The sequence below is a fragment of the Paraglaciecola sp. G1-13 genome (assembly GCF_055809255.1).
On sequence record NZ_CM147903.1, the window covers coordinates 4,677,896 to 4,698,629 of the forward strand.

Sequence of the window (20,734 nt, forward strand, 5' to 3'; positions counted from 1 at the left end):
ACGAGAATAATACTATGCGAGTTTCAATGATCAGCGTTGCCTTAGCCGCTTCGCTGATATGCACCCAAGCCCTAGCGGCCACCTATATACAAGCAGGCAAGCTTATCCCCGCCAATTCAGACAGGGTAATGAGTGAAGTGACCGTAGTGGTCGATGGCAATAAAATCAGCAAAATCCATCAAGGCTATATTTCCGGCGGCGAACAAGATGAACTGGTCGATCTTAAAACGCACACCCTTATGCCTGGCTTGATGGATATGCACACCCACGTTACCTCGCAACACAATGGTCCATCGAGTTACATGGAGCGCTTTACCCTAAATGAAGCCGACTATGCCATAAAAGGCGTTCAGTACGCCAAGCGTACACTTCTCGCGGGTTTCACCACTATTCGCAACTTAGGCGATGGTTATAACGAGTCGGTAGCCCTACGCAATGCGATCAACAAAGGTGTCGTGGAAGGCCCACGTATTTTTACCGCGGCAAAATCAATTGCCACAACGGGTGGGCATGCTGACCCGACCAATGGTACAGCAAAGAAAATTCAAGGTGACCCAGGCGCCGCTGACGGCGTAATTAATGGCGTAGCCGAGGCACGTAAAGCCGTTCGTCAACGCTATAAAGACGGCGCAGACTTAATCAAAATCACGGCCACTGGCGGGGTTTTATCTGTCGCTAAAAGTGGTCAGAATCCGCAGTTTATGGACGATGAATTAAAGGCTATTGTTGATACCGCTAAAGATTATGGTATGACAATCGCCGTTCATGCCCACGGTAAAGAAGGCATGGAGCGCGCGATTGAAGCAGGTGTGACATCCATCGAGCATGGCACCTACATGGACAAACAAACCTTCAAACTAATGAAAAAGCATCAGACTTACTATGTTCCTACAGTGATGGCTGGTAATTGGGTAGCTGAGAAGGCCAAAATTGATGGTTTCTTTCCAGAGTTAGTACGCCCCAAAGCCGCGACTATAGGGCCTCTGATTCTACAAACGTTGGCTAATGCACATAAAGCCGGGGTTAAAATTGCGTTTGGTACGGATTCAGGTGTATCCGCTCACGGTGATAATGGCTTAGAGTTTGTGCTTATGGTCGAAGCAGGCATGAAACCCATAGAGGCTATTCGAGCTGCAACCTATCATGGCGCAATATTAATCGACCAACTCGATTCTTTAGGCACCATAGAAGATGGCAAGTTAGCAGATTTAGTCGCGGTATCAGGTGACCCGCTAGACGATATCAAAAGGATGCAGCAGATCAGCTTTGTGATGAAAAACGGCCAGATATATAAAACACCTGAAGCATAGAAATTGAGAACCATCGGGTTGGGTTGCCTTAATAAGAATATAGCGCGGCACGCTCAACTCGGTGACTTATTTGAATCCCTTAGCGCCACAACACTATTTATCACTTTGGAGCGACACATGAAATTGAGCAAACTAGCATTAACTGTTTTGACTGCCAGCAGTTTTTTATTTGCAGGCTCGGTAATGGCCGATCAGCACCCCCTTAAAGAAAAAGTCCAGGCCGCTATGGCCAGTGACATAAGAAGCACCCAAGAGACCGCACGGGACGAAAACCGCAAACCCCTAGAAACCTTAGCGTTCTTTGGATTAAAACCTGATATGCACATTGTTGAGCTTATTCCAGGGGGGGGATGGTACACCAAGATATTAGCCCCTGTGGTTAATGAAGAAGGGCAATACTACGCAGCAATAGGCGCAAATCACGTTGGTGACACATTATTTAAAGAGCCTGGATTTGAAAAAGCGAAAGTGACTGCACAAAATGCCCGCTTGTGGCGCGAAGATGGGGCCCGTTTCTATTCTCTTGATGTTGATTCACTCGGTGTAAGCAATATAGATATGGTGCTTACGTTTCGTAATTACCATAATTTTAATGAACAAGGCCGCCGTAAAATGAATGAAGTCGCTTTTGCTGCACTCAAGTCAGGCGGTATCTATGCGGTCGTTGACCATACTGCGCGCCATAACGAGCCAGCGAGTAATGCAAATCGCCGCAGAGTAGACCCAGTGTTAGCCATTCATGAAATTCAGCAGGCAGGCTTTGAGCTGGTGGATGTCAGCGATTTACATTACAGAGAAGATGATGAGCTTAGGTTTGAAGTCGGTGCAAAAAGCGTAACAGGGAATACCGATCGCTGGACGCTAAAATTTAAAAAGCCCTAGTTTAAAAAGACGTAGTGAAAAATTAACTAACTAAAACAATTAGTTAAAAACCGCTATTAACCTTCCTTGAGTAACTATTCTAGGTCACTCAAGAAAGGTTAAATAATTTAACAATAATAATTGATAATCATTCTCATTTGCGTTAATTTGATTTTACGCAATTAACACGAGAATCGATATGTCACAGAACTTTCTATGCCCCAACCACCGCCAGTGGTTAGCAACCAACCCCATGGCCGCACATACTCATCTGCGTGAAACCCAAGACACAGGCCAATACTATCGTGAGCAAGGTGCTTGGCAACAAGCGTTACCTTACCTTGGCTGCGCCTATGAAACCGCTGAAATAGTGATGACCCAAGCTGAAAGGCAAACCTCTTCAAACGTTGTTGATTTCACCGCCACCGCAGTGCTATTGGCCGATACTCTGCAAAAACTAGGAAAAAAGACCCTTAGCTTAGCCGTCTACGAGCAGGCACAAAAACGCCTCAAGCCAGAACTGACCCTAAGTTATCAGGAACCTACACTACAGCGTTGTATTATCGATTGTATAAAGTCTTTGGCGTTAGGGGCGGGCTTTCATCAGAAGTTTATGCATTCGCAGCTCAACGAGGAACACGCTCTTCATTAATCTTTATAACGGGTGGATAGAACATGCAAACTTATAGCCCTAAGTCACGAGACCAAGAACAGTTCGTGCCCATTCAATTACGGGTAGACGTACTTAAACGCTTGTTAGCTGAGCACAACGTATGCGCTGAAGAACTGCATTGTGATTGTACTCACAGTAAACGCATTTTAATGAATCTATTGTTGCAAGCCGCTGCTGTTTAGCACAGCGGTTCGTAACGAATTAGATTGCTTTAAATAAATATAGAAAGTAAGTACTAACTTTGGTCTTTGCGGATCAAGTAACGATAGGGCTTTGTGTCCACGTCACTGGCAAGTAAAGTATGCCCCATAAAGCGACAAAAGCTAGGGATGTCGCGGGTAGTAGAGTGATCGTCGGCACTGATTGCCAACGTCTCCCCAAGTTGCATATTACGTATACTTAACCGCACCATCATCACAGGCTCGGGGCAACGTAAACCAATAGCATCAAGCTGGTGATTAGCATCCCCAAAATTATCGGATGTCACTTCAGATCCCATAATCAACACGGTATTGCTTGATATTTGCCAAATGCTCAGCCAACTCAGGTTGCGCTGAAACTTGGGTTTGTAAGTACTCAATTAGATCAGCCAGACTAACAATAGACACCACTTTCGTAGCAAAATCTCGCTCAACCTCTTGAATGGCAGACAACTCACCTTGGCCTTTCTCTTGGCGATCAAGTGCAATCAACACACCCGCTAGACTCGCATCATGGGCAGCGATTAACGCCATCGATTCACGTATCGCCGTGCCCGCTGTAATGACATCATCCACTAACATTACTTTGCCAGCTAACGCGCTCCCCACTAAATTTCCACCTTCACCGTGGGTTTTGGCTTCTTTTCTGTTGAAGCAGTAAGGCTTATCAACATCGTGCTTGTCAGCTAATGCTACAGCGGTTGTTGTTGCAATGGGGATCCCTTTGTAAGCAGGGCCGAATAACAAATCGTATTCAATATTCGACGCTTGCAGTGCCTGAGCATAGTACTGACCTAATTTAGCCAAATCGCGGCCTGTATTAAACAAACCTGCATTGAAAAAGTACGGGCTTTTACGCCCAGACTTCAAAGTGAATTCACCAAATTTGAGCACACCACGGCCCAAGGCAAATTCAATAAACTCTTTTTGATAATCTAGCATTAATCTACCTATGTATTGAGATGTTGATTGGCCAATTCTTAGTTAAGTGCAGCTTTTTGCTCGTCGAACAATTCACGGATACCGTGTTTTGCCAGCTCTAGCATTTCATGCATTTCTTCAATACTAAAAGGTTCGCCTTCAGCAGTACCTTGTACTTCGATCATTTTACCCGTATCGGTCATCACCACATTCATATCGGTTTCTGCTTCTGAGTCCTCTGTGTATTCCAAGTCAGCAATCGCATTGCCCTTGTATATACCCACAGAAATCGCCGCGATCATGTGCTTCATAGGGTTGGTTTTGATGATCCCTTTGCTGCGCATCCATGTAAGCGCATCAACAAGTGCCACACACGCGCCAGTGATGGATGCAGTGCGTGTACCGCCATCAGCCTGAATGACATCACAATCTACAACTATGGTGTTTTCGCCAAGCAGTTTTAAATCAAGCGCGGCACGTAACGAACGAGCGATTAACCGCTGAATTTCCAATGTCCTACCACCTTGTTTACCACGAGCCGCTTCACGATCTGAACGAGTATGGGTCGCACGTGGCAACATACTGTACTCAGCATTCACCCAGCCTTTACCTTGGCCTTTCATGAAACGGGGCACACCTTCAGTCACAGAGGCGTTGCACAGTACTTTCGTGTTGCCGAACTCAATCAATACAGAACCTTCTGCATGACAAGTGAAATTACGGGTAATAGTAACTGGGCGAATTTGGCTTGCGGTTCTGTCGTTCGGGCGCATGGATAACTCCTATAAATAATTTGCGCGCATTATACCGAATTGATGCCGCGGGTTGTTACAAAAATATGGCCAATGTTGCACTTATTCTGCCACTGAAAACGTTTGAAAAAATGTTAGCTATCGCGCATGGGTGTCACAGGGGTATAATACCCATTAGTTTTCACCAAGGAATGAACCTAATGATTTACAGCATGACCGCATTTGCCCGTCGCGAACTTAAAGCACAGTGGGGTACAGCCGTATGGGAAATCCGCTCTGTTAACCAACGTTTTCTTGAAACCTACTTTCGTCTTCCAGAGCAATTCAAAAGCCTAGAGCCCATATTGCGTGAACGTTTTCGTAAACAATTACAGCGCGGAAAAGTAGAATGTGCGCTACGTTTTGTAGCAAACGATGCAGCGGTCGGTAAATTAAGTTTGAATGAAGATTTAGCTCGCCAAGTGATGAACGCAGCTGACTGGGTGCAATCTCATGGACAATCATCAGGTGTAAACCCATTAGACGTACTGCGCTGGCCTGGTGTTATCGCCGCAGAAGAAACTGATATGGAAGGGATTCAAGCCGATGTCTTAGCTGAATTCGACGCCACGTTAAGTGATTTTATTACGGCCCGCGCCACCGAAGGTACCAACCTTAGAGCGATGATCGAACAGCGTCTTGATGGCATTCAAGTGGAAGTCGATAAAGTGACCCAGCACATGCCTGATGTGCTCAAGTGGCAAAAAGACAAGATTCTTGCCCGCTTTGAAGAGGCTAAGATTGAACTTGATGCCACTCGCGTAGAGCAAGAGATGATCATGCTGGCGCAAAAAGTCGACGTGGCGGAAGAGCTAGACCGCTTAGTATCACATATTGGTGAAACCCGTAAAATTTTAAAAAAAGGCGGCCCTGTAGGTCGTCGGTTAGATTTTATGATGCAAGAGTTTAACCGTGAGTCAAATACACTAGGCTCTAAGTCAATCAATAGCGAAATCACCCAATCAGCGGTCGAGTTAAAGGTTTTGATTGAGCAAATGCGCGAGCAGATAGCGAATATAGAGTAACCACATACCCATAAATTTATTCATAAAAACGCCCCAGTGTTTATGAAACACTGGGGCGTTTTTTATTCAAGTTGAACAGCGCTTAGATTATTGCTTCAGCGGCATTCCCCGCATTGCGCTGTTGGTTTATACGAGCAAACATTGAATGCATTTGAAGCGGCCGGCGTGACGCCTGCGATCTCTAGCCAGCCACGTTCAATGCAAACCTTGCTGGTTGAAGTGGGTGCAGGGCTCGGTATAGGCGTGGCACCCTATTGCATCAAACGATTGGTTAGCAATAGTTGTGCTTTCGTTAAAATCAATGAAATTAGCGTACCTATTCCATTCGTTGCTCAGTTTAAGCACTTTCCCATGAATCCAACCGTGTCTAGCTTCGTGACCTTGCTAGCTGAGCGTAAATCTGACATAAAAAGGTTAATGTCGCCGCCATAATATGAAAAATAATCGTGTTACTCATTTTCTTACTTCTCGAATACATGCCCGAGCCTGTGTTTCATGTGAAACACAGAAGCTCTTAAACTTCTGACAATCGTACTTCATGTGCTTTACAACCTAACTGCATATATAAGCAGCATTTCCACTAACGCTGAGGTTTAATTACATGGGCGAGTACCCTAGTATGCCGAGCATTCGAGTTAGCCGCTATTTCATCTCAATATCACTATTTAGCCATTTCAGTAGGGTCAAATACATGGCGAATACCATGGATATGAGTGTCGAAAAATTTAACAGTAACTGTAAAAAATCTTGAATGCTGAAATTAAAACCTTGATTTTTATCATTTTTAATTATGTGGCTTGCTATATGCTTTTTATTAAGAAGAGATGTAGTACTGAGTATGCCCTAACATGGCATACCTATTTTAACTGATAGATAACTAACTGGTTTAAATGCGCAGATGTCTTGTTTAACACGAAAATTACAGCAGCAGCTTACTCGTTATATCCAACGAAATAGCAATGTATTAGCCGCTAACGATGCAGAGCAAATTCGCAATGTACTTGTGAGTAAAGGCGTATGCCCTTCAGATGTCACAACCGATCAGGTTAAAGTGATTCTGCAGGACGCCCGTAGTAGCTAAATGGCGATAGATTCGTTGAAGTAACGATTGAAGTCTAATTTAAATTCACTGGCCAGCACCGCCTTTTCAACGCGATACTGAGAGTGAAGTAAGTCAATCTCCACGGGTGGCAAATAGTGAGCGCTGCGCACTGAATAAAAAACCTTCACCTGTGGTTTAAGGGGGTTATTCTCATTTTGCTTAATCACAACAGCTATTTTCTCGCTAGAAAGTTTCACTAAACTTCCCACTGGGTACACACCAATACATTTTATGAACTGCTCGACTAAGTGTTGATCATACTTTAACGGTGTTTCTTCATGAAGTATTTTCAGCGCTTTTTGCGAAGGCATTCCAGCTTTATAGCAACGATCTGCGGTGATGGCATCGTAGGTATCCACTATGGCTATCATACGACCAAATTTGGTTATTTCATCTCCCCGGGCACCATCTGGGTAACCATAACCGTCGAGTCGCTCATGGTGTTGTGAAATAGTTTCAATCATACGCTCTGGTATACCCATCTCTTCTAACACTCGGATACCGTAATATACGTGATCACGCATAATCACCATTTCTTGGTCAGTCAAACGACCCGGCTTATGTAGGATCTCATCGGGGACTTTGATTTTTCCTATATCATGCAGGAAACCTGATAACGCGAGTTCTTGCACTTCTTCTTCTGGCATTTCTAAGTAATTGGCAAAGTTGGCTAGCAAGATAGCGACGTTTAAGGAATGCTCAAGCAGGTAACTGTCTTTTTCACGAATTTTAGTCATGCACAAAAGTGCATTTGGATTACGGTCAATAGAAGACACTAAATTAGAGGTAAACTCTTTTGGAATGGCAATATCTATAGGCAAGCCTTTGTCAGCCGCCTGTAGCATTCGCCGTTGCAGTATTTTACCTTTCTCGTGAAGCTTTGCCGCCTTACCTATTTCGTCAGCAAACGGAATATCTGGCTCTGAAGGTGGTTCCACATCAGGGGCGGGCTCTTCCTCCTTTACCAGTTGCTTACTCAAATCAATGACAATCGAAACAATACCCTGCTTCTTCATGGCAGTAATCGCCGTATTTGTCGTCACCCGTCCTCTGCTTTTGATTTTCAGGTTGCCATTTTGCTCTGCAATTGAGTCTACATACATGCCGACTTCTAAATCGCTCACCGGGATAGTTTTTAGCACTAAAAATAGATTCCAATTGGGTGAAAAACGCAGGTTGAGAGAAAAATAAACGATTTTACAAATTAGCGCAAATCCAGTGGCAATTCCGGCGTTTAATCGGTGGAGTATTTGCCGATATTTTATTCATGTTTGGGTTTTAGTTTGCGTAAAAATCTTACAATTACATTGCAAAGCGACCATTCACGAAAAAAAACAAATTAATAACAATTTTTGTTAATGATAAGTTAAATACTGCAGATTGACATATAGTTAACATGACTTTAACGTAATCCAGCGTTTACATCTTGTTGTTTGTGTAAGGCTGTTTGGAACACCAAGGAACGCGACTCTTTTGATGATAATAATAGGGCTCACAAGGTACACGTTATGAACACACATATAAATTTCAAAAAGTCATTGCTGACCAGCAGTATTTCAATGTTGCTAAGTAGTGCAGCGATAATGCCTTCGGTTGCGCAAGGGCAAATAGCACCAGAAGATGTAGAAGTGATACAGGTGACAGGTATTCGTGGCAGCTTATTACGCGCAATGGACATTAAGCGTGATTCTAGTGGCATAGTGGACGCAATTTCAGCAGAGGACATGGGCAAATTCCCTGATTCTAACTTAGCTGAATCATTACAACGTATCACGGGCGTCTCTATTGACCGCGCAAGTGGTGAAGGGTCACAAGTGACGGTTCGTGGTTTTGGCGCCGCCAACAACTTAATTACCTTAAATGGCCGTCAACTACCGACCACAACGGGTAGTAGAACGTTCGACTTTGCAAATATAGCGTCTGAAAGTGTATCAGGCGTTGAGGTTTATAAAACCGCTGATGCCAGCGTTACCTCAGGTGGGATAGGCGCAACAATCAACTTATCCACTCACAGACCATTCCATTCTCCCGGCACAAAAGCAACGTTTGGCGCTAAATTAGTGGACGATAAATCTACAGACAAGGGTGATGTCACACCCGAGATCAGCGGTTTGTACTCGCAAACGTTTGCTGATGAAACCGTTGGTATTTCAATATCTGGTAGTTATCAAGAACGCGAAAGCGGCATGCAGCAGTTTTTAGCAGACCAAGGTTATCGCGCGAGTGAATATACGAATACCGGCTGGGGTGGTGTTCCTGCAGGCGCTGAAGGTGGAATAAACCGCCCAACATCCGGCATTTATTCTAATCCTCAACAACCAAGATATGTCTTCGAAGAGCGTCAACGAGAACGCACAAATGGGCAGCTAGTTTTACAATTTAGACCAACCGATAACCTTACTGCCACGTTAGATTACACACTTATTCGCAATGATATTGAAGAGCAACATACAGATGCGTCTGTTTGGTTTAACTATGCTGGGGATCGAAGTGAATCCGTATGGGCTGGTGAACCTAATGCTGTACCTTTGATTTACTCTGAAATATACGAAATCAACAGCGACGCTGATCTGCAAGATACCTCATTAACTGTTGGCGCTTGGGGCCGAGAAGAAAGCATCGACTCTATCGGACTGAATCTAGACTGGCAGGTCAGTGATGCCTTGCAACTCACACTAGATCACCATAGTTCAGAAGCTGAAATGAGAGCGTCCGATCCGCGTCATGGCACACGTAACAACTTGCAACTCCCCTCTTACACGCGAACCCGAACCGGACTAGACTTAACAGGAGAGTTACCAGGGATTGCTACAGGTAACATAGAAAACTTTAATCCCAACACCATGCGTTTATCGGGCAGTTGGTTTGCCAATGATTTTTACACCTCAGAGATAGACCAAACCCAAGTCAGCGGTAAGTACTTTTTAACTGACGAGGCCAGTATCGACTTCGGTGTATCAATCAACACCGTCAATAATCGCTACCGCCATACCCAAGTGCAAAGAGCAGATTGGGGCGGTGTAGGTAAAGAAGGGGATTTCGCTGACGTTGACTGGACGGAAGACACAATATTAGACAAATTCAACGCCAACGCTGGGAATTTTGAAGGAACAGCAACCCAAGGCGACTATGACTTATTCAACCGCATTTGGTATGCAGATTTTGATGAAATTGTCAGAGCTGCAGAGTTTGCTGATCCGGTTGCCAACGTAGACACCGTATGGGGTGATTGTTTGGCTCCAGACGGCGCATCTGCTGGCCCTAATGGAGAAGGACATTTTTGTGCTTCAACCGATTGGGATGCCGACACCAACCGCTTTACGGAAGAAGAAACCACAGCAGCATTTGTTCAATTGCACTATGACGGCGAATTAGGGGACATGCCATACGATGCTCACTTAGGCATGCGCTTCGAAAAAACCGATGTTACCTCAACCGCTTCGGCACCGGGTTATAACCGCGTTGAATGGTCAGAAGATACTTCGACTGCGGTTACAGGACTAACAGGCATTGAAACCCTGAGCCAAGAAGCAGATTACTCGCAGTTTTTGCCAAGTTTCAACTTCAATATATCAGTTACAGATGATGTCATAATGCGCGCCGCTGTGGGGAAAACCATATCAAGAGCCGGTTACGGCGCACTGCAAGGGGGTACGACTATCAATACCTCAGGCAGTTTAAGTGGATATTCTGGTACCTCAGGTAATCCGGGGCTTCGACCTTTAGAGTCTATAAACTATGATCTTTCTGCTGAGTGGTATTACGATGAAGGAAGCTATGTTTCTTTAGGCTATTTCAGAAAAGATGTGACCAAATGGATTACCACTGGTACAACCAACTCAACTGTGTTCAATCTTGCTAACCCATTGAATGGTGAAAAATTTGACGCCGCTGTTGCCGCCTTAGGCGCCGGAGCGAGTAACCAACAGATTCGGACGTATATTTTCGAAAATTATGCTGATGACCCTAACGTTACCCCTAATTTTGACGAAAATGGCGAATTAGACGGCGGTATTATTTTGGGTGATCCAGCCACCGATAACACAGTCAACTTTAGAATTAATGTTCCTGTCAATGGCGACACAGAACATACCATTGATGGCATTGAATTTAACGTTCAGCACCTGTTTGGTGAATCTGGCTTTGGCGGTATCGCTAACTACACTATGGTGGATTCAGGTTTAAAATATGATAAATCGTCGTTAGGTGATACCGAATCCTTAGTGGGTTTGAGCGATACAGCCAACTTAGTTTTATTCTATGACAAAGAGGGTTTGCAAGCGCGCATTGCATACAACTGGCGCGACGAGTTTTTAAATGAGCGACGTGTCAATGGAGATTTAACAGCGCCCGTTTTTACCGATGCTTATTATCAAATTGACTTTAACTTAAGTTACGAAATAAAACAGCTAAAGGGACTGACCGTATTTTTAGAAGGTATTAATATCACCGATGAATATACCAATGAGTTTGGTCGGGACAGCCAATTGATCTACAAACTCACACAAACTGGTGCCCGATATAACATTGGCGCTCGATACACGTTTTAACTTTCAAGATGTTCGCACTCTGCGAATCAAGCTTCGAGAATCGGAAGCCGTCTTATAGTTAAATAATTTTAGCCGCGAACTGTCATGAGTGCCGCGGCTTTTTCGCCAATGACTCGAACCAGGCCATTACAAGGCGCAAAAACACGTCAGCAATTACAATTAAAAAGTGGGGCTTTTATGGCAAACCATGTATTACTCAACAGCGTTGAACACAGCGACCTAAAAATTATCACCACCCGGAGCGAGAAATATGGTGATAATCTTTGGTTTTCGCCCACCTTTGTTGACGAGATACGCAGTGTACAAGCGCATTACCCTATCGTATTTCACAAAGACCAAAACAGTGGCCAGTTCACACCGGTCGCTCTTTTTGGTCTTGAGCAGCAAGAAAATCTATTTTTAGAATCCTCAAAATGGTGTGCAACCTACATCCCCTTGTCTGTTCAACGCATGCCTTTCTTCATTGGTAGGCAAGATGTGACTACCGATGGCGTCACTGAGCAGCAACGTGTGATTACCTTAGATATTGATTCTCCACGCGTTAGTAAAACGCAGGGTATCGAGTTGTTTTTAGAATACGGTGGAAATAGTCAATACTTGGAAGACATTGCCGCCATACTTGAAACTTTGCATCATGGCCTGCAAGGCAATGACAACTTTGCAAATGCGCTAACAAGCCTCAATTTATTGGAGCCCATGACACTTGATATCACCTTAGATAATGGCGCTAATCATCAATTAGTGGGTTTCTATACCATTAATGAAGACGTACTCAATACCCTTAGTTCAGACAACATAGTGCAGTTACATAAAGCTGGGTATTTGCAAGCTGCTTATCTGATTTTAGCCTCGCAAGTGCATTTCAATGATTTAGTGGCCTTGAAAAACAAGCGAGTCACACAAGAGGAATAATCGGAGAACACTGACGTGCCCTTATCCAACGTGAAGCAGATTACTCAAAAGGTCAAACATCTTGAGGGGATAACGCCTAAGAATATCCCCGAAGCTTTGCTCAACAGCCAACAACCCATTGTACTGAAAGGTTATTGCAACCACTGGCCATTGGTAAAAGCCGCTAAACGTTCTGATGACGCGGCGGCACAACACCTTTTACAGTTCGATAAAGGTGCCTCTTTTCATACTCATTATTTGCCGAGCACCGCCCAAGGGCGAGTGTTCTATAATGCTGCAATGACAGGGTTTAACTTTGAATCAAACCTACAAGGCTTGCCACAAATACTGACAGATATTCTGCACAACGCTCACAATAAAACGGGGCAGAGCGTGTATGTTAGCGCCACCAGCCTTGAGCAAAGTTTGCCTGGTTTACTCGAGCAAATAGACACCTTACCTGAGCTCAACTCCCCACTAGTGAATATTTGGTTGGGTAATGCGTGTCGTATAGCCGCGCATTATGACGTTGCCCAAAACCTAGCGTGCTGCGCGGTTGGTAAACGACGCTTTACCTTGTTTCCTCCTGAGCAATTAGAAAATCTATACGTTGGTCCGTTAGACAAGGCCCCAGGTGGTCAAGCAATTAGTACTGTGGATTTTAATCAGCCCGACTTAGTGAAATATCCAAAATTCGCACTGGCGTTAGAAGCGGCTCAAATGGCTGAATTAGAAGCAGGAGACGCACTTATCCTCCCCAGTTTGTGGTGGCACCATGTGCAAGGCTTAAGCGAGTTTAATGTGCTTATTACCCATTGGTGGCGCGACACGCCAGCACAAATGGGTAGACCTATGAATGCCTTGTTATTAGCCATGATGAGTATTCGTGACTTACCTGAGCAGCAGCGAAGTGCGTGGAAAAACCAGTTTGACCATTATGTCTTTAAGCACCATCCAGAGGATTTTTCGCATATCCCAGAGGCAGCCAAAAGCATACTGGCGAGCCCAATGGATGACACAAACATTAGAAAACTGCGCGCTGATCTACAAAATAAACTCAGACGATAATAACGTTAACAAATCGAGTAAAAATTGATGCAACAGGACGCGATAAAGAAAATCGTTATTGCTGGCGGAGGTACAGCCGGCTGGATGTCAGCGGCAGCGCTTGGCAAGCTATTTGGTAAAAATATAGACGTAACACTCGTTGAGTCAGACGCTATCCCCACAGTGGGCGTCGGTGAGGCAACCATACCGACTCTGCACTTGTTCCACGACCTGCTGAAAATTAAAGAATCAGAGTTTATGGCTGCCACCAATGCAACATTTAAGTTGGGTATAAAATTCGATGGTTGGTACCAAAAGCCGCAATCCTATATTCACTCTTTTGGTCGATTCAACCATGGCTGCTGGGCGGCTGGTTTTCAACATTTTTGGTTGCGAGGAAAAAGGTTAAACATCGCATCTGAGATAGGTGACTACTGCCCAGAGCACGTAGCCTGCAGAATGGGGAAGTTCGCAACGGCACCGAAACAAGAGCGTAATCATGCTTTTCATCTTGATGCCGGCTTGTATGCCAAATTTTTACGCAATATCGCTCAGCAATGCGGGGTAGAGCGAATTGAAGGCAAAATCGACAACGTTAATCTTGACCACGACAGTGGCTTTATTCAGTCACTTACCCTAGATAATGGACATCAAATCCAGGGTGACCTATTTATCGATTGCACCGGCTTTAGGGGTTTACTGATTGAACAAGCACTGAACACAGGTTACGAAGACTGGAGCCATTGGTTACCTTGCGATAGTGCCGTCGCTGTTCAAACTGAATTGAACGACGAAACGGTTCCATATACGCGCTCGATTGCCCATCAAGCAGGTTGGCAGTGGCAAATACCGCTGCAAACTCGTATGGGTAACGGCATGGTGTTTTGTAGCAAATATATCAGCGACGATGAGGCCAAAACACAATTTTTATCGAATATTCAGGGTGAAACGTTAAATACCCCAAGAGTACTGAAATTTAAGACGGGTGTAAGGCGTAAACTGTGGAATAAGAATTGTGTTGCGATTGGTCTGGCTGGTGGCTTTATTGAGCCGCTCGAGTCCACCAGCATCCATCTTATACAACAAAGCATTATACGTTTAATGCAGTCTTTACCCACCAAGAAAATGGAAGCAGCGCTCAGCGCTCGATTTAATGCATCCATGCGCGAAGAAATCGATAATATTCGTGATTTCATTGTTCTGCACTACCATGCGACCGCACGTAAAGACTCAGCGTTTTGGCGCTATTGTAAAGATATGCCAATACCTGACTCACTGCAGGCTCGAATGGAACAATTTGCCCAAAGCGGCCACGTGTATCAAGGTAATGGTGAACTATTCGGAGAAGCTTCTTGGTTACAAGTGATGCTAGGACAGGGTATAACACCAAAAGCATATCACCCCATAGCGGATTTAATGCCAGAACAAGAGCTGGCTAAATTCTTAGCCAGCATAAAACAGCAAACTGAGCGACGCGTTAGTCAATTGCCTAATCATTTAGATTTTATCCGTTACTACTGTCAGTAAAAGAGGGCAATGAATATGGGAGGGCCGATTATAAAATCCACCGCAGAACAACCGCGGATAAACCCAGATCATCAGATCCAAGTGATCAGGATAGGACGTCAAAGAACACCTGTGTTGATCATAGATGATTACTTTGACTCTCTAACCAGTGTGCTGGGTCTCGCTCAGCACACTGCACATTTTATCCCCGATGAAGCCACTTACTATCCAGGTGTTCGTAGTAAGTTACCGAAGGAATATGTACTCGCTAGCCTAAAACCTTTGATGAAAGGGCTGTATAATATTTTTGACATCGCCCCGGAATTAACGCCCGCCCCAGTAGACAACTACTTTTCATTAGTCACGAAACAACCTAACCAATTGTTGCCCCAACAAACACTGCCTCATTTCGATACTAACGATCCAAACTCCTTGGCCGTTGTACACTATTTGAATTCAACCGAGCATGGTGGAACCGGTTTCTACCGCCATAATCGCAGTGGTATTGAACGAGTCACCAAGAGCAATGAACAAGCCTATGGAACAGAAGTGACCGGAATTTTGGCCTCGTCCGACACGCGAGAATACTGCACAACGGCCCATCACGCTTATACTTGTATTCATAAGATACCTTATAAGCAAAATAGGCTGCTGCTTTACCCCGGAAATATCTTGCACAGCGCACTTATCAATAATAAAGACATCGACGCTGACCCGATGTCAGGCCGCCTTACTGCAAATATGTTTATTAAATTCCGTTAGTAAGTGCATACTATCATTTATAAACTTCATTTCTGAAGCTTCCAAAGCATCTCTTCTAATGTGGGCTGCCACTGAAAACTGGCTAATTTGACTCTGTTGCTTAACACCGCCACATTCTCGTCTTGTAGTAATCCTGTCTGTTTCATGGCTTGCTCTGACCCTTTAGGAAAAGCCAGTTGGCCCGAGGAACGTAACACGCGATACCAAGGCACGTTCATATTAGAGGGAACGTAACCCAGAGATTTACCCACTAGGCGTGCACGGCCTGGCAAACCAGCAAGATCAGCAATCTGCCCATAGCTAGCGACTTTACCGGCGGGAATAGCACAAACTGTTTGCCAAATTTGTTTATAATGGGGATTGTGTGACATGGCATTATTTACCTAAAAGCGAGCGTGGGTAAGACATTATACCAATCCGCATTATTAAGTACCCCCTCAGAATCCGTCCAGTGGTTTTTATTAAGGCGTCGTAATGGTTGTTCCCTTTCAAATAGTGAGAACGCAAAGCAAAAGCCGCTGGGACATTCCTTTTAGGCGAGTTTTAAAAAGGCTCACACTGCGTTGCATGAGTTCGAAAGAGAGCAACTATTCATTCAGTCATGCGCCGTGTTTACGCCCTTTTACATTATCGCTGAGTAATCACTTAGTAACGTAAAATGGTATTAAACAGACTAATATTCTACTGCGTTATATTACACGTTACCCCCATTAAGCTTCGCGAAGCATTGCGTTGTATAGGATTTTAAGAGTGAAAAGAGCCATTTGTCGTCGTTGTGATTACCCTCTGTCCGTATGTATCTGCGATTTATTATGCGAGATTATTAGTTTACAGCGAATTGTCATCCTGCAACATCCCAGTGAGGCACAGCATGCTAAGAATAGTGCAAAGTTAGTCAAGCTTTGTATCCCCGAGAGTGAAATCTGGTTAGGAGAATCTGCCGAAGACTTTTCACACCTTCATCGAGGTATCAAAACGCGTGGAGGGAAGGTGGCCGTTGTGTACCCTAATGACGACAGCGTAGCGTTGGAATCGCTGACTAAAAAGCAACGGACATCAATTGACACGCTGATCCTGATTGATGCCACATGGCGTAAGGCATACAAGATATGGCAGCTAAATCCGTGGTTAAAGCAATATTCGTCGTGGCATTTTGCTAAGCCCCCTGCAAGTCAATATGTCATTCGTAAAACATCCATTGAAGGCGGTTTATCAACGTTAGAAGCCTTAGCTCATGCGCTTACGTTAACCCAAGAGATAGATACAAGTGAGTTGGTAACTACATTTGGTGAAATGCAAAATCGCGTTTTTGCCCGCCATACCTCGAAGCACGAAACCTAATAGGGTGATTTGAATCAATGTAATAAGTGCCTATTTTTTGGTCATATCATCAGGAAATACGAGCAAATTGGTAAAAACGCTAACCGTATAATGTGATTGTCGTGCATACTTTACTGTAGTCGTAGATCAGCGACATACTTCGGTTTAGATCACTGGATGTTGCGTTTACAGTTTGCGGATCAAAGCTCAGCTTTCAGAACCGCTTTAGTTAGTTGGTGCTAATGTGAAGTCTGTATTTTTTACCATTTTGTTTTTGTCATTTTTTAGTTTCGAGATTGAAGCACGAGACACTTCAATTGCGCAATTCACCGCATCTGAAATTCAACAACAAGATATTAGTCAACGTCTCACCTACTTGAGCATCGGTCATGCACAGCTGCCAAATTACAGATCTCCTCTAGACGATTGGTTGCTGATGTTTGATAAACACGACATGCACGACGTGTTCAAAGACAGATATGTCACCGCGTTCGAGATTTACAACGATACGCAAAATAGCGAATGGTTTATTCATCCCTATGGCTCTGTTGTAGAGTCAATTCAAGTTTCGGTTTATCAAGACTACAGCCCTGTAGTTACGTCATTGAGCGGGCTAGATCACACTAATGTCTACCCTCTTCATTACGGAAGCAAACTTAAGATCCCCCCAGGACAAAGCGTGACTGTGCTGATGGTATTTAGCAGTGACTTCTTTTTTGCGCCACTAAAAATAGCATTACAAAGCGAACAGCAAATGCGCGACATAGTCGCAACAGATAATATTGTTTTATTTATCTGCTTCGGCGTGTGCTTGGCATTAGGTATATACAATTTATTTATATTTATTGTTATGCGCGACAATCAGTACCTTTATTACGCACTGTCTACGCTTTTTTATACCAGTAGCTGGGCAGCCGTGTTCGGGGTGTTTGAGTATTTGCACATGTTCAGCGCTAAAGATTGGCTGATGGCCGGATTTCTCTTGGGTTCTGCTTTTTCGGCTTTTTTTCAGATCGCGTTTTTTCGCTTAAATGTGTCATCTAAACCAGCCATGTACTTATTACTTGTACTTGGTTGTCTATGTTTGTTGTTTTTGCCCTTAGCAATTTACAGTCAAGCGCTGGGCCTTATTATTGTATCGATTATGACCTCTGCGGTTTTATTGACAGGCTTGACCATTGGCATCATGTCTTGGATCAAGGGTTATCGGCCAGCGCGCTATTTCACTATCGCAATACTGTGCGTCATCATCCCGAATATTATCGGAAATTTACTTAATCTGAGAATACTGACAGATATCAGCCTCGATATATATTTGCTAGGTTTTGTTGGCATAGCAGCAGATACCTTGATCCTTGCCTTCGCTTTAGCTGAAAAGATGCGATTAGTAAACTCTAGAAATGCTTTACTCAAGCAACAATTGGAACACAAAGTCAAAATCAGGACCCAAGCCCTAAGCGAAGCTAATCGAAAATTAGCCAAATCTAATCACGAACTCGTTGAAGCTAATTCCGCTAAGGATTATTTCCTAGCTAATATGAGCCATGAGATACGTACCCCTCTCACATCGATCATAGGTTACGCTGACGGGATCCTATTAGGCGATATAGACAAAGCCGAACAAGAGCGCGTAACAAATATTATCTATCAAAATGGAGCGCATTTACTTCGCATCATCAACGACATATTAGATTTGAGTAAAATAGATGCGAATAAACTGGAATTTGACACCCAGCCTTGCCACTTATTTACCTTATTAGGAGAGATTGAATCGGTCGCAGGTAAACGTGCGCGAGACAAGGGCATAGGCTTTCATGTTAATTATGACTTCCCGTTACCAGATAAAATTATCACTGATGCCGTTAGGCTTAAGCAAATATTGTTTAATCTAACCAATAACGCCCTTAAATTCACCCACAGCGGTCATATCACGTTAAATGTAAGTATCGCCAATACCACCTTAATAATTAAGGTAATCGATACAGGTGAAGGGATAAGCCAAAGCGATATGCACAAGTTATTTCATCCTTTTACCCAAGCAGACAGCGTGATAAACCGTCAGGTTGGCGGAACCGGCTTAGGCTTAAGTATTGCCAAACGATTAGCTCAAGGCTTAGGCGGTGATATATCCGCACTTAGCCAACTCAGAAAAGGCAGCACATTCACTGTCAGTATTACGTTAGTCACACCCAAAAACGTACCTTGGCTAAGCACCGTTGGTGAAATTGATATGTCTAATATTCACCAAATTACCCACGAAACAGACGTGCCTAAATTTGGAGCATGCAAGGTACTTCTTGCAGATGATCATCCCAATAATCGAGAGCTTGTTGCCTTGTTACTTAAGCGTATGAATATTAACGTAGTGGAAGTGTCTGATGGCCATCAAGCCCTTCAGGCTATGCACATCGGCCAGTTTGATTTGTTATTGCTGGATATTCATATGCCTGAATTAGACGGCATTGAAACACTTAAAGCGATCCGTTGTTCTGGCAACCAAACACCTGCTATAGCGTTAACCGCCAATACCATGAAACACGAAGTAAACCACTATTTGAGAATAGGATTTACTGATCACTTGGCCAAACCCATTGATAGAGACGTGTTTTTCAGCAAGGTCAGTCGTTATTTAAATCTGGCAAAAGCAGACCAATCAAATATCGACAACGATAAAATGCTGCCACTTGTGCAAGGTTATATTACCGATTTACGAGAAGAACTGGGTGCCATAGAGCAAGCCTGGGGTAAGCGGGATTTAGCCAAAATATCGGCTTCAATACACAAAATTAAGGGCGCGGCGGGCTCGTTCGGCTTAGCTAATATTGGTGATGTCTTCAGCCGAATTGAGACATCAGTTAAAAACAACGACGAAGTCGCCTTACTGACGATGCTTCCTCAATCGTTAAGGCATGCTTATGCTTGTATTAATTTGCCAGGCGTGGATGTAGCGTTAGCAATAGTCAACTTCAACCATTCATTTCCACTTTATCTAGCCCAGTTACCTGATGCCATAAGCCAATGTGAAAACCAACTTGGAGATATTGCCCAAGCGTTACGTGCAGGGGATGACATCAAGACGATGCAATTGATTAAAAATGCGCAAGAGATGTTCAATCACTATGCTTTTGAGAAAGGGGCATCTTTGTTAGATGAAATAAGCTCCTCAATCGCACGTAAGGATTATAACTCTGATTATCACATCACCGCACTGCAACAGGTCAGAAGTCTGCTGGAGAGCATCAATAGGGCGCTAAAAAGCCATATTAAGAATATAGAGTAATAGCGTTACTAGCGGACATAAAAAACCCGGCGTATAGCCGGGTTTCACATGAAACATTTCTATCTCAATAACTTGCTCAATTATTTGCGTAGCTTTTGAATCAATCGTAACTGCGCGATGGTTTCGGCAAGCTCTGCAGCAGCTTCTGCATACTCGAAATCAGCACTAGGATTTGCAATATTTTCTTCAAGACGTTTCTTCGCCTCAAGAACGGCTTGCTCATCCAGGTCACCAGCTCGAAGTGCGGTATCTGCAAGTACTGATATATGACCGGGTTGTACTTCAAGTACACCACCAGCAACATAAATCAATTCTTCTTCGCCGTGCTGCTTAACCACATTAACCATTCCAGCTTTGATGGTAGTCAACAAAGGAGCATGACCATACTGAACACCAAGCTCACCTTCACTACCGGTGACTTGGATGCTCTGCACTAATCCAGAAAAAATACTGTCTTCTGCGCTTACCACATCCAGTTGAATTGTCATTGCCATA

General features: G+C 44.0%; 20 protein-coding genes. 14 read left to right on the top strand and 6 right to left on the bottom strand.

Translation table 11 applies throughout. The annotated features are described in order from the left end of the window. Positions 1-14 precede the first annotated feature (14 nt). The 4 genes from AC0L6N_RS19885 (at position 15) to AC0L6N_RS19900 (ending at position 3,026) form a co-directional block, all read left to right on the top strand. Entirely contained in the window at positions 15-1,310 is a 1,296-nt protein-coding gene (locus AC0L6N_RS19885; RefSeq protein ID WP_473477136.1) for a metal-dependent hydrolase family protein, read from the top strand. Between the two features lie 117 nt (positions 1,311-1,427). Then, a complete protein-coding gene (locus tag AC0L6N_RS19890) occupies positions 1,428-2,192 on the top strand; it encodes a class I SAM-dependent methyltransferase (RefSeq protein WP_473477139.1) in 765 nt (254 codons plus the stop codon). 178 nt (positions 2,193-2,370) lie between these two features. After that, positions 2,371-2,823 (top strand): hypothetical protein, encoded by a 453-nt coding sequence (locus AC0L6N_RS19895; protein WP_473477142.1) that lies wholly within the window; start codon positions 2,371-2,373, stop codon positions 2,821-2,823. A 23-nt stretch (positions 2,824-2,846) separates the two neighbouring features. Then, entirely contained in the window at positions 2,847-3,026 is a 180-nt protein-coding gene (locus AC0L6N_RS19900) for a hypothetical protein (RefSeq protein WP_041714154.1), read from the top strand. 53 nt (positions 3,027-3,079) lie between these two features. On the opposite strand, the gene tusA is transcribed toward AC0L6N_RS19900, so the two are convergent. The 3 genes from tusA to rph are packed head-to-tail and all read right to left on the bottom strand — an operon-like array spanning position 3,080 to position 4,738. Next, positions 3,080-3,343, bottom strand: a complete 264-nt coding sequence (gene tusA / locus AC0L6N_RS19905; RefSeq protein WP_473477144.1) for a sulfurtransferase TusA — start codon at positions 3,341-3,343, stop codon at positions 3,080-3,082. Further along, entirely contained in the window at positions 3,333-3,986 is a 654-nt protein-coding gene (gene pyrE / locus AC0L6N_RS19910; RefSeq protein ID WP_473477147.1) for an orotate phosphoribosyltransferase, read from the bottom strand. The genes tusA and pyrE overlap by 11 nt, the downstream gene beginning before the upstream one ends. 38 nt (positions 3,987-4,024) lie before the next feature. Next, positions 4,025-4,738: a ribonuclease PH gene (gene rph / locus AC0L6N_RS19915; RefSeq protein WP_006994938.1), complete on the bottom strand. Its 714-nt coding sequence runs from the start codon at positions 4,736-4,738 to the stop codon at positions 4,025-4,027. A gap of 179 nt (positions 4,739-4,917) precedes the next feature. Between rph and AC0L6N_RS19920 the strand changes: the two genes are divergently transcribed. The 3 genes from AC0L6N_RS19920 (at position 4,918) to AC0L6N_RS19930 (ending at position 6,862) form a co-directional block, all read left to right on the top strand. Beyond that, positions 4,918-5,781, top strand: coding sequence for a YicC/YloC family endoribonuclease (locus tag AC0L6N_RS19920; RefSeq protein ID WP_473477150.1), 864 nt, complete (start codon positions 4,918-4,920; stop codon positions 5,779-5,781). 141 nt (positions 5,782-5,922) lie between these two features. Next, positions 5,923-6,213 (top strand): type 2 periplasmic-binding domain-containing protein, encoded by a 291-nt coding sequence (locus AC0L6N_RS19925; RefSeq protein WP_473477153.1) that lies wholly within the window; start codon positions 5,923-5,925, stop codon positions 6,211-6,213. 466 nt (positions 6,214-6,679) lie between these two features. Further along, a complete protein-coding gene (locus AC0L6N_RS19930) occupies positions 6,680-6,862 on the top strand; it encodes a hypothetical protein (protein ID WP_041714157.1) in 183 nt (60 codons plus the stop codon). Here AC0L6N_RS19930 and AC0L6N_RS19935 read toward each other — a convergent pair. Beyond that, the gene (locus tag AC0L6N_RS19935; protein WP_473477156.1) at positions 6,859-8,025 is read right to left on the bottom strand and encodes an HD-GYP domain-containing protein; all 1,167 of its coding nucleotides are present in this window, start codon (positions 8,023-8,025) and stop codon (positions 6,859-6,861) included. The genes AC0L6N_RS19930 and AC0L6N_RS19935 overlap by 4 nt on opposite strands. A gap of 366 nt (positions 8,026-8,391) precedes the next feature. Between AC0L6N_RS19935 and AC0L6N_RS19940 the strand changes: the two genes are divergently transcribed. The 5 genes from AC0L6N_RS19940 to AC0L6N_RS19960 all read left to right on the top strand — a co-directional run bounded on the left by AC0L6N_RS19940 (position 8,392) and on the right by AC0L6N_RS19960 (position 15,639). Then, positions 8,392-11,433 carry a TonB-dependent receptor gene (locus AC0L6N_RS19940; protein WP_473477159.1) on the top strand — a complete coding sequence of 1,014 codons (3,042 nt, stop codon included), beginning with the start codon at positions 8,392-8,394 and terminating at the stop codon, positions 11,431-11,433. 177 nt (positions 11,434-11,610) lie between these two features. Further along, the gene (locus tag AC0L6N_RS19945) at positions 11,611-12,345 is read left to right on the top strand and encodes a SapC family protein (protein ID WP_473477162.1); all 735 of its coding nucleotides are present in this window, start codon (positions 11,611-11,613) and stop codon (positions 12,343-12,345) included. A gap of 15 nt (positions 12,346-12,360) precedes the next feature. Further along, on the top strand, positions 12,361-13,392 hold the full coding sequence (locus AC0L6N_RS19950) for a cupin-like domain-containing protein (RefSeq protein WP_473477165.1): 1,032 nt from the start codon (positions 12,361-12,363) through the stop codon (positions 13,390-13,392). A gap of 27 nt (positions 13,393-13,419) precedes the next feature. Further along, entirely contained in the window at positions 13,420-14,898 is a 1,479-nt protein-coding gene (locus AC0L6N_RS19955; RefSeq protein ID WP_473477168.1) for a tryptophan halogenase family protein, read from the top strand. 9 nt (positions 14,899-14,907) lie between these two features. Further along, positions 14,908-15,639, top strand: a complete 732-nt coding sequence (locus AC0L6N_RS19960) for a DUF6445 family protein (RefSeq protein WP_473477170.1) — start codon at positions 14,908-14,910, stop codon at positions 15,637-15,639. A gap of 26 nt (positions 15,640-15,665) precedes the next feature. Here AC0L6N_RS19960 and AC0L6N_RS19965 read toward each other — a convergent pair whose 3' ends face one another. After that, on the bottom strand, positions 15,666-16,010 hold the full coding sequence (locus tag AC0L6N_RS19965; RefSeq protein WP_473477172.1) for an MGMT family protein: 345 nt from the start codon (positions 16,008-16,010) through the stop codon (positions 15,666-15,668). A gap of 379 nt (positions 16,011-16,389) precedes the next feature. Here AC0L6N_RS19965 and AC0L6N_RS19970 point away from each other — a divergent pair, with 379 nt between their 5' ends. Continuing rightward, a complete protein-coding gene (locus tag AC0L6N_RS19970) occupies positions 16,390-16,980 on the top strand; it encodes a tRNA-uridine aminocarboxypropyltransferase (protein WP_473477174.1) in 591 nt (196 codons plus the stop codon). A 223-nt stretch (positions 16,981-17,203) separates the two neighbouring features. After that, the gene (locus tag AC0L6N_RS19975; RefSeq protein WP_473477177.1) at positions 17,204-20,239 is read left to right on the top strand and encodes a 7TM diverse intracellular signaling domain-containing protein; all 3,036 of its coding nucleotides are present in this window, start codon (positions 17,204-17,206) and stop codon (positions 20,237-20,239) included. A gap of 80 nt (positions 20,240-20,319) precedes the next feature. On the opposite strand, the gene AC0L6N_RS19980 is transcribed toward AC0L6N_RS19975, so the two are convergent. Further along, positions 20,320-20,733, bottom strand: coding sequence for a F0F1 ATP synthase subunit epsilon (locus tag AC0L6N_RS19980; protein ID WP_006994924.1), 414 nt, complete (start codon positions 20,731-20,733; stop codon positions 20,320-20,322). Between the last annotated feature and the right edge of the window lies 1 nt (position 20,734).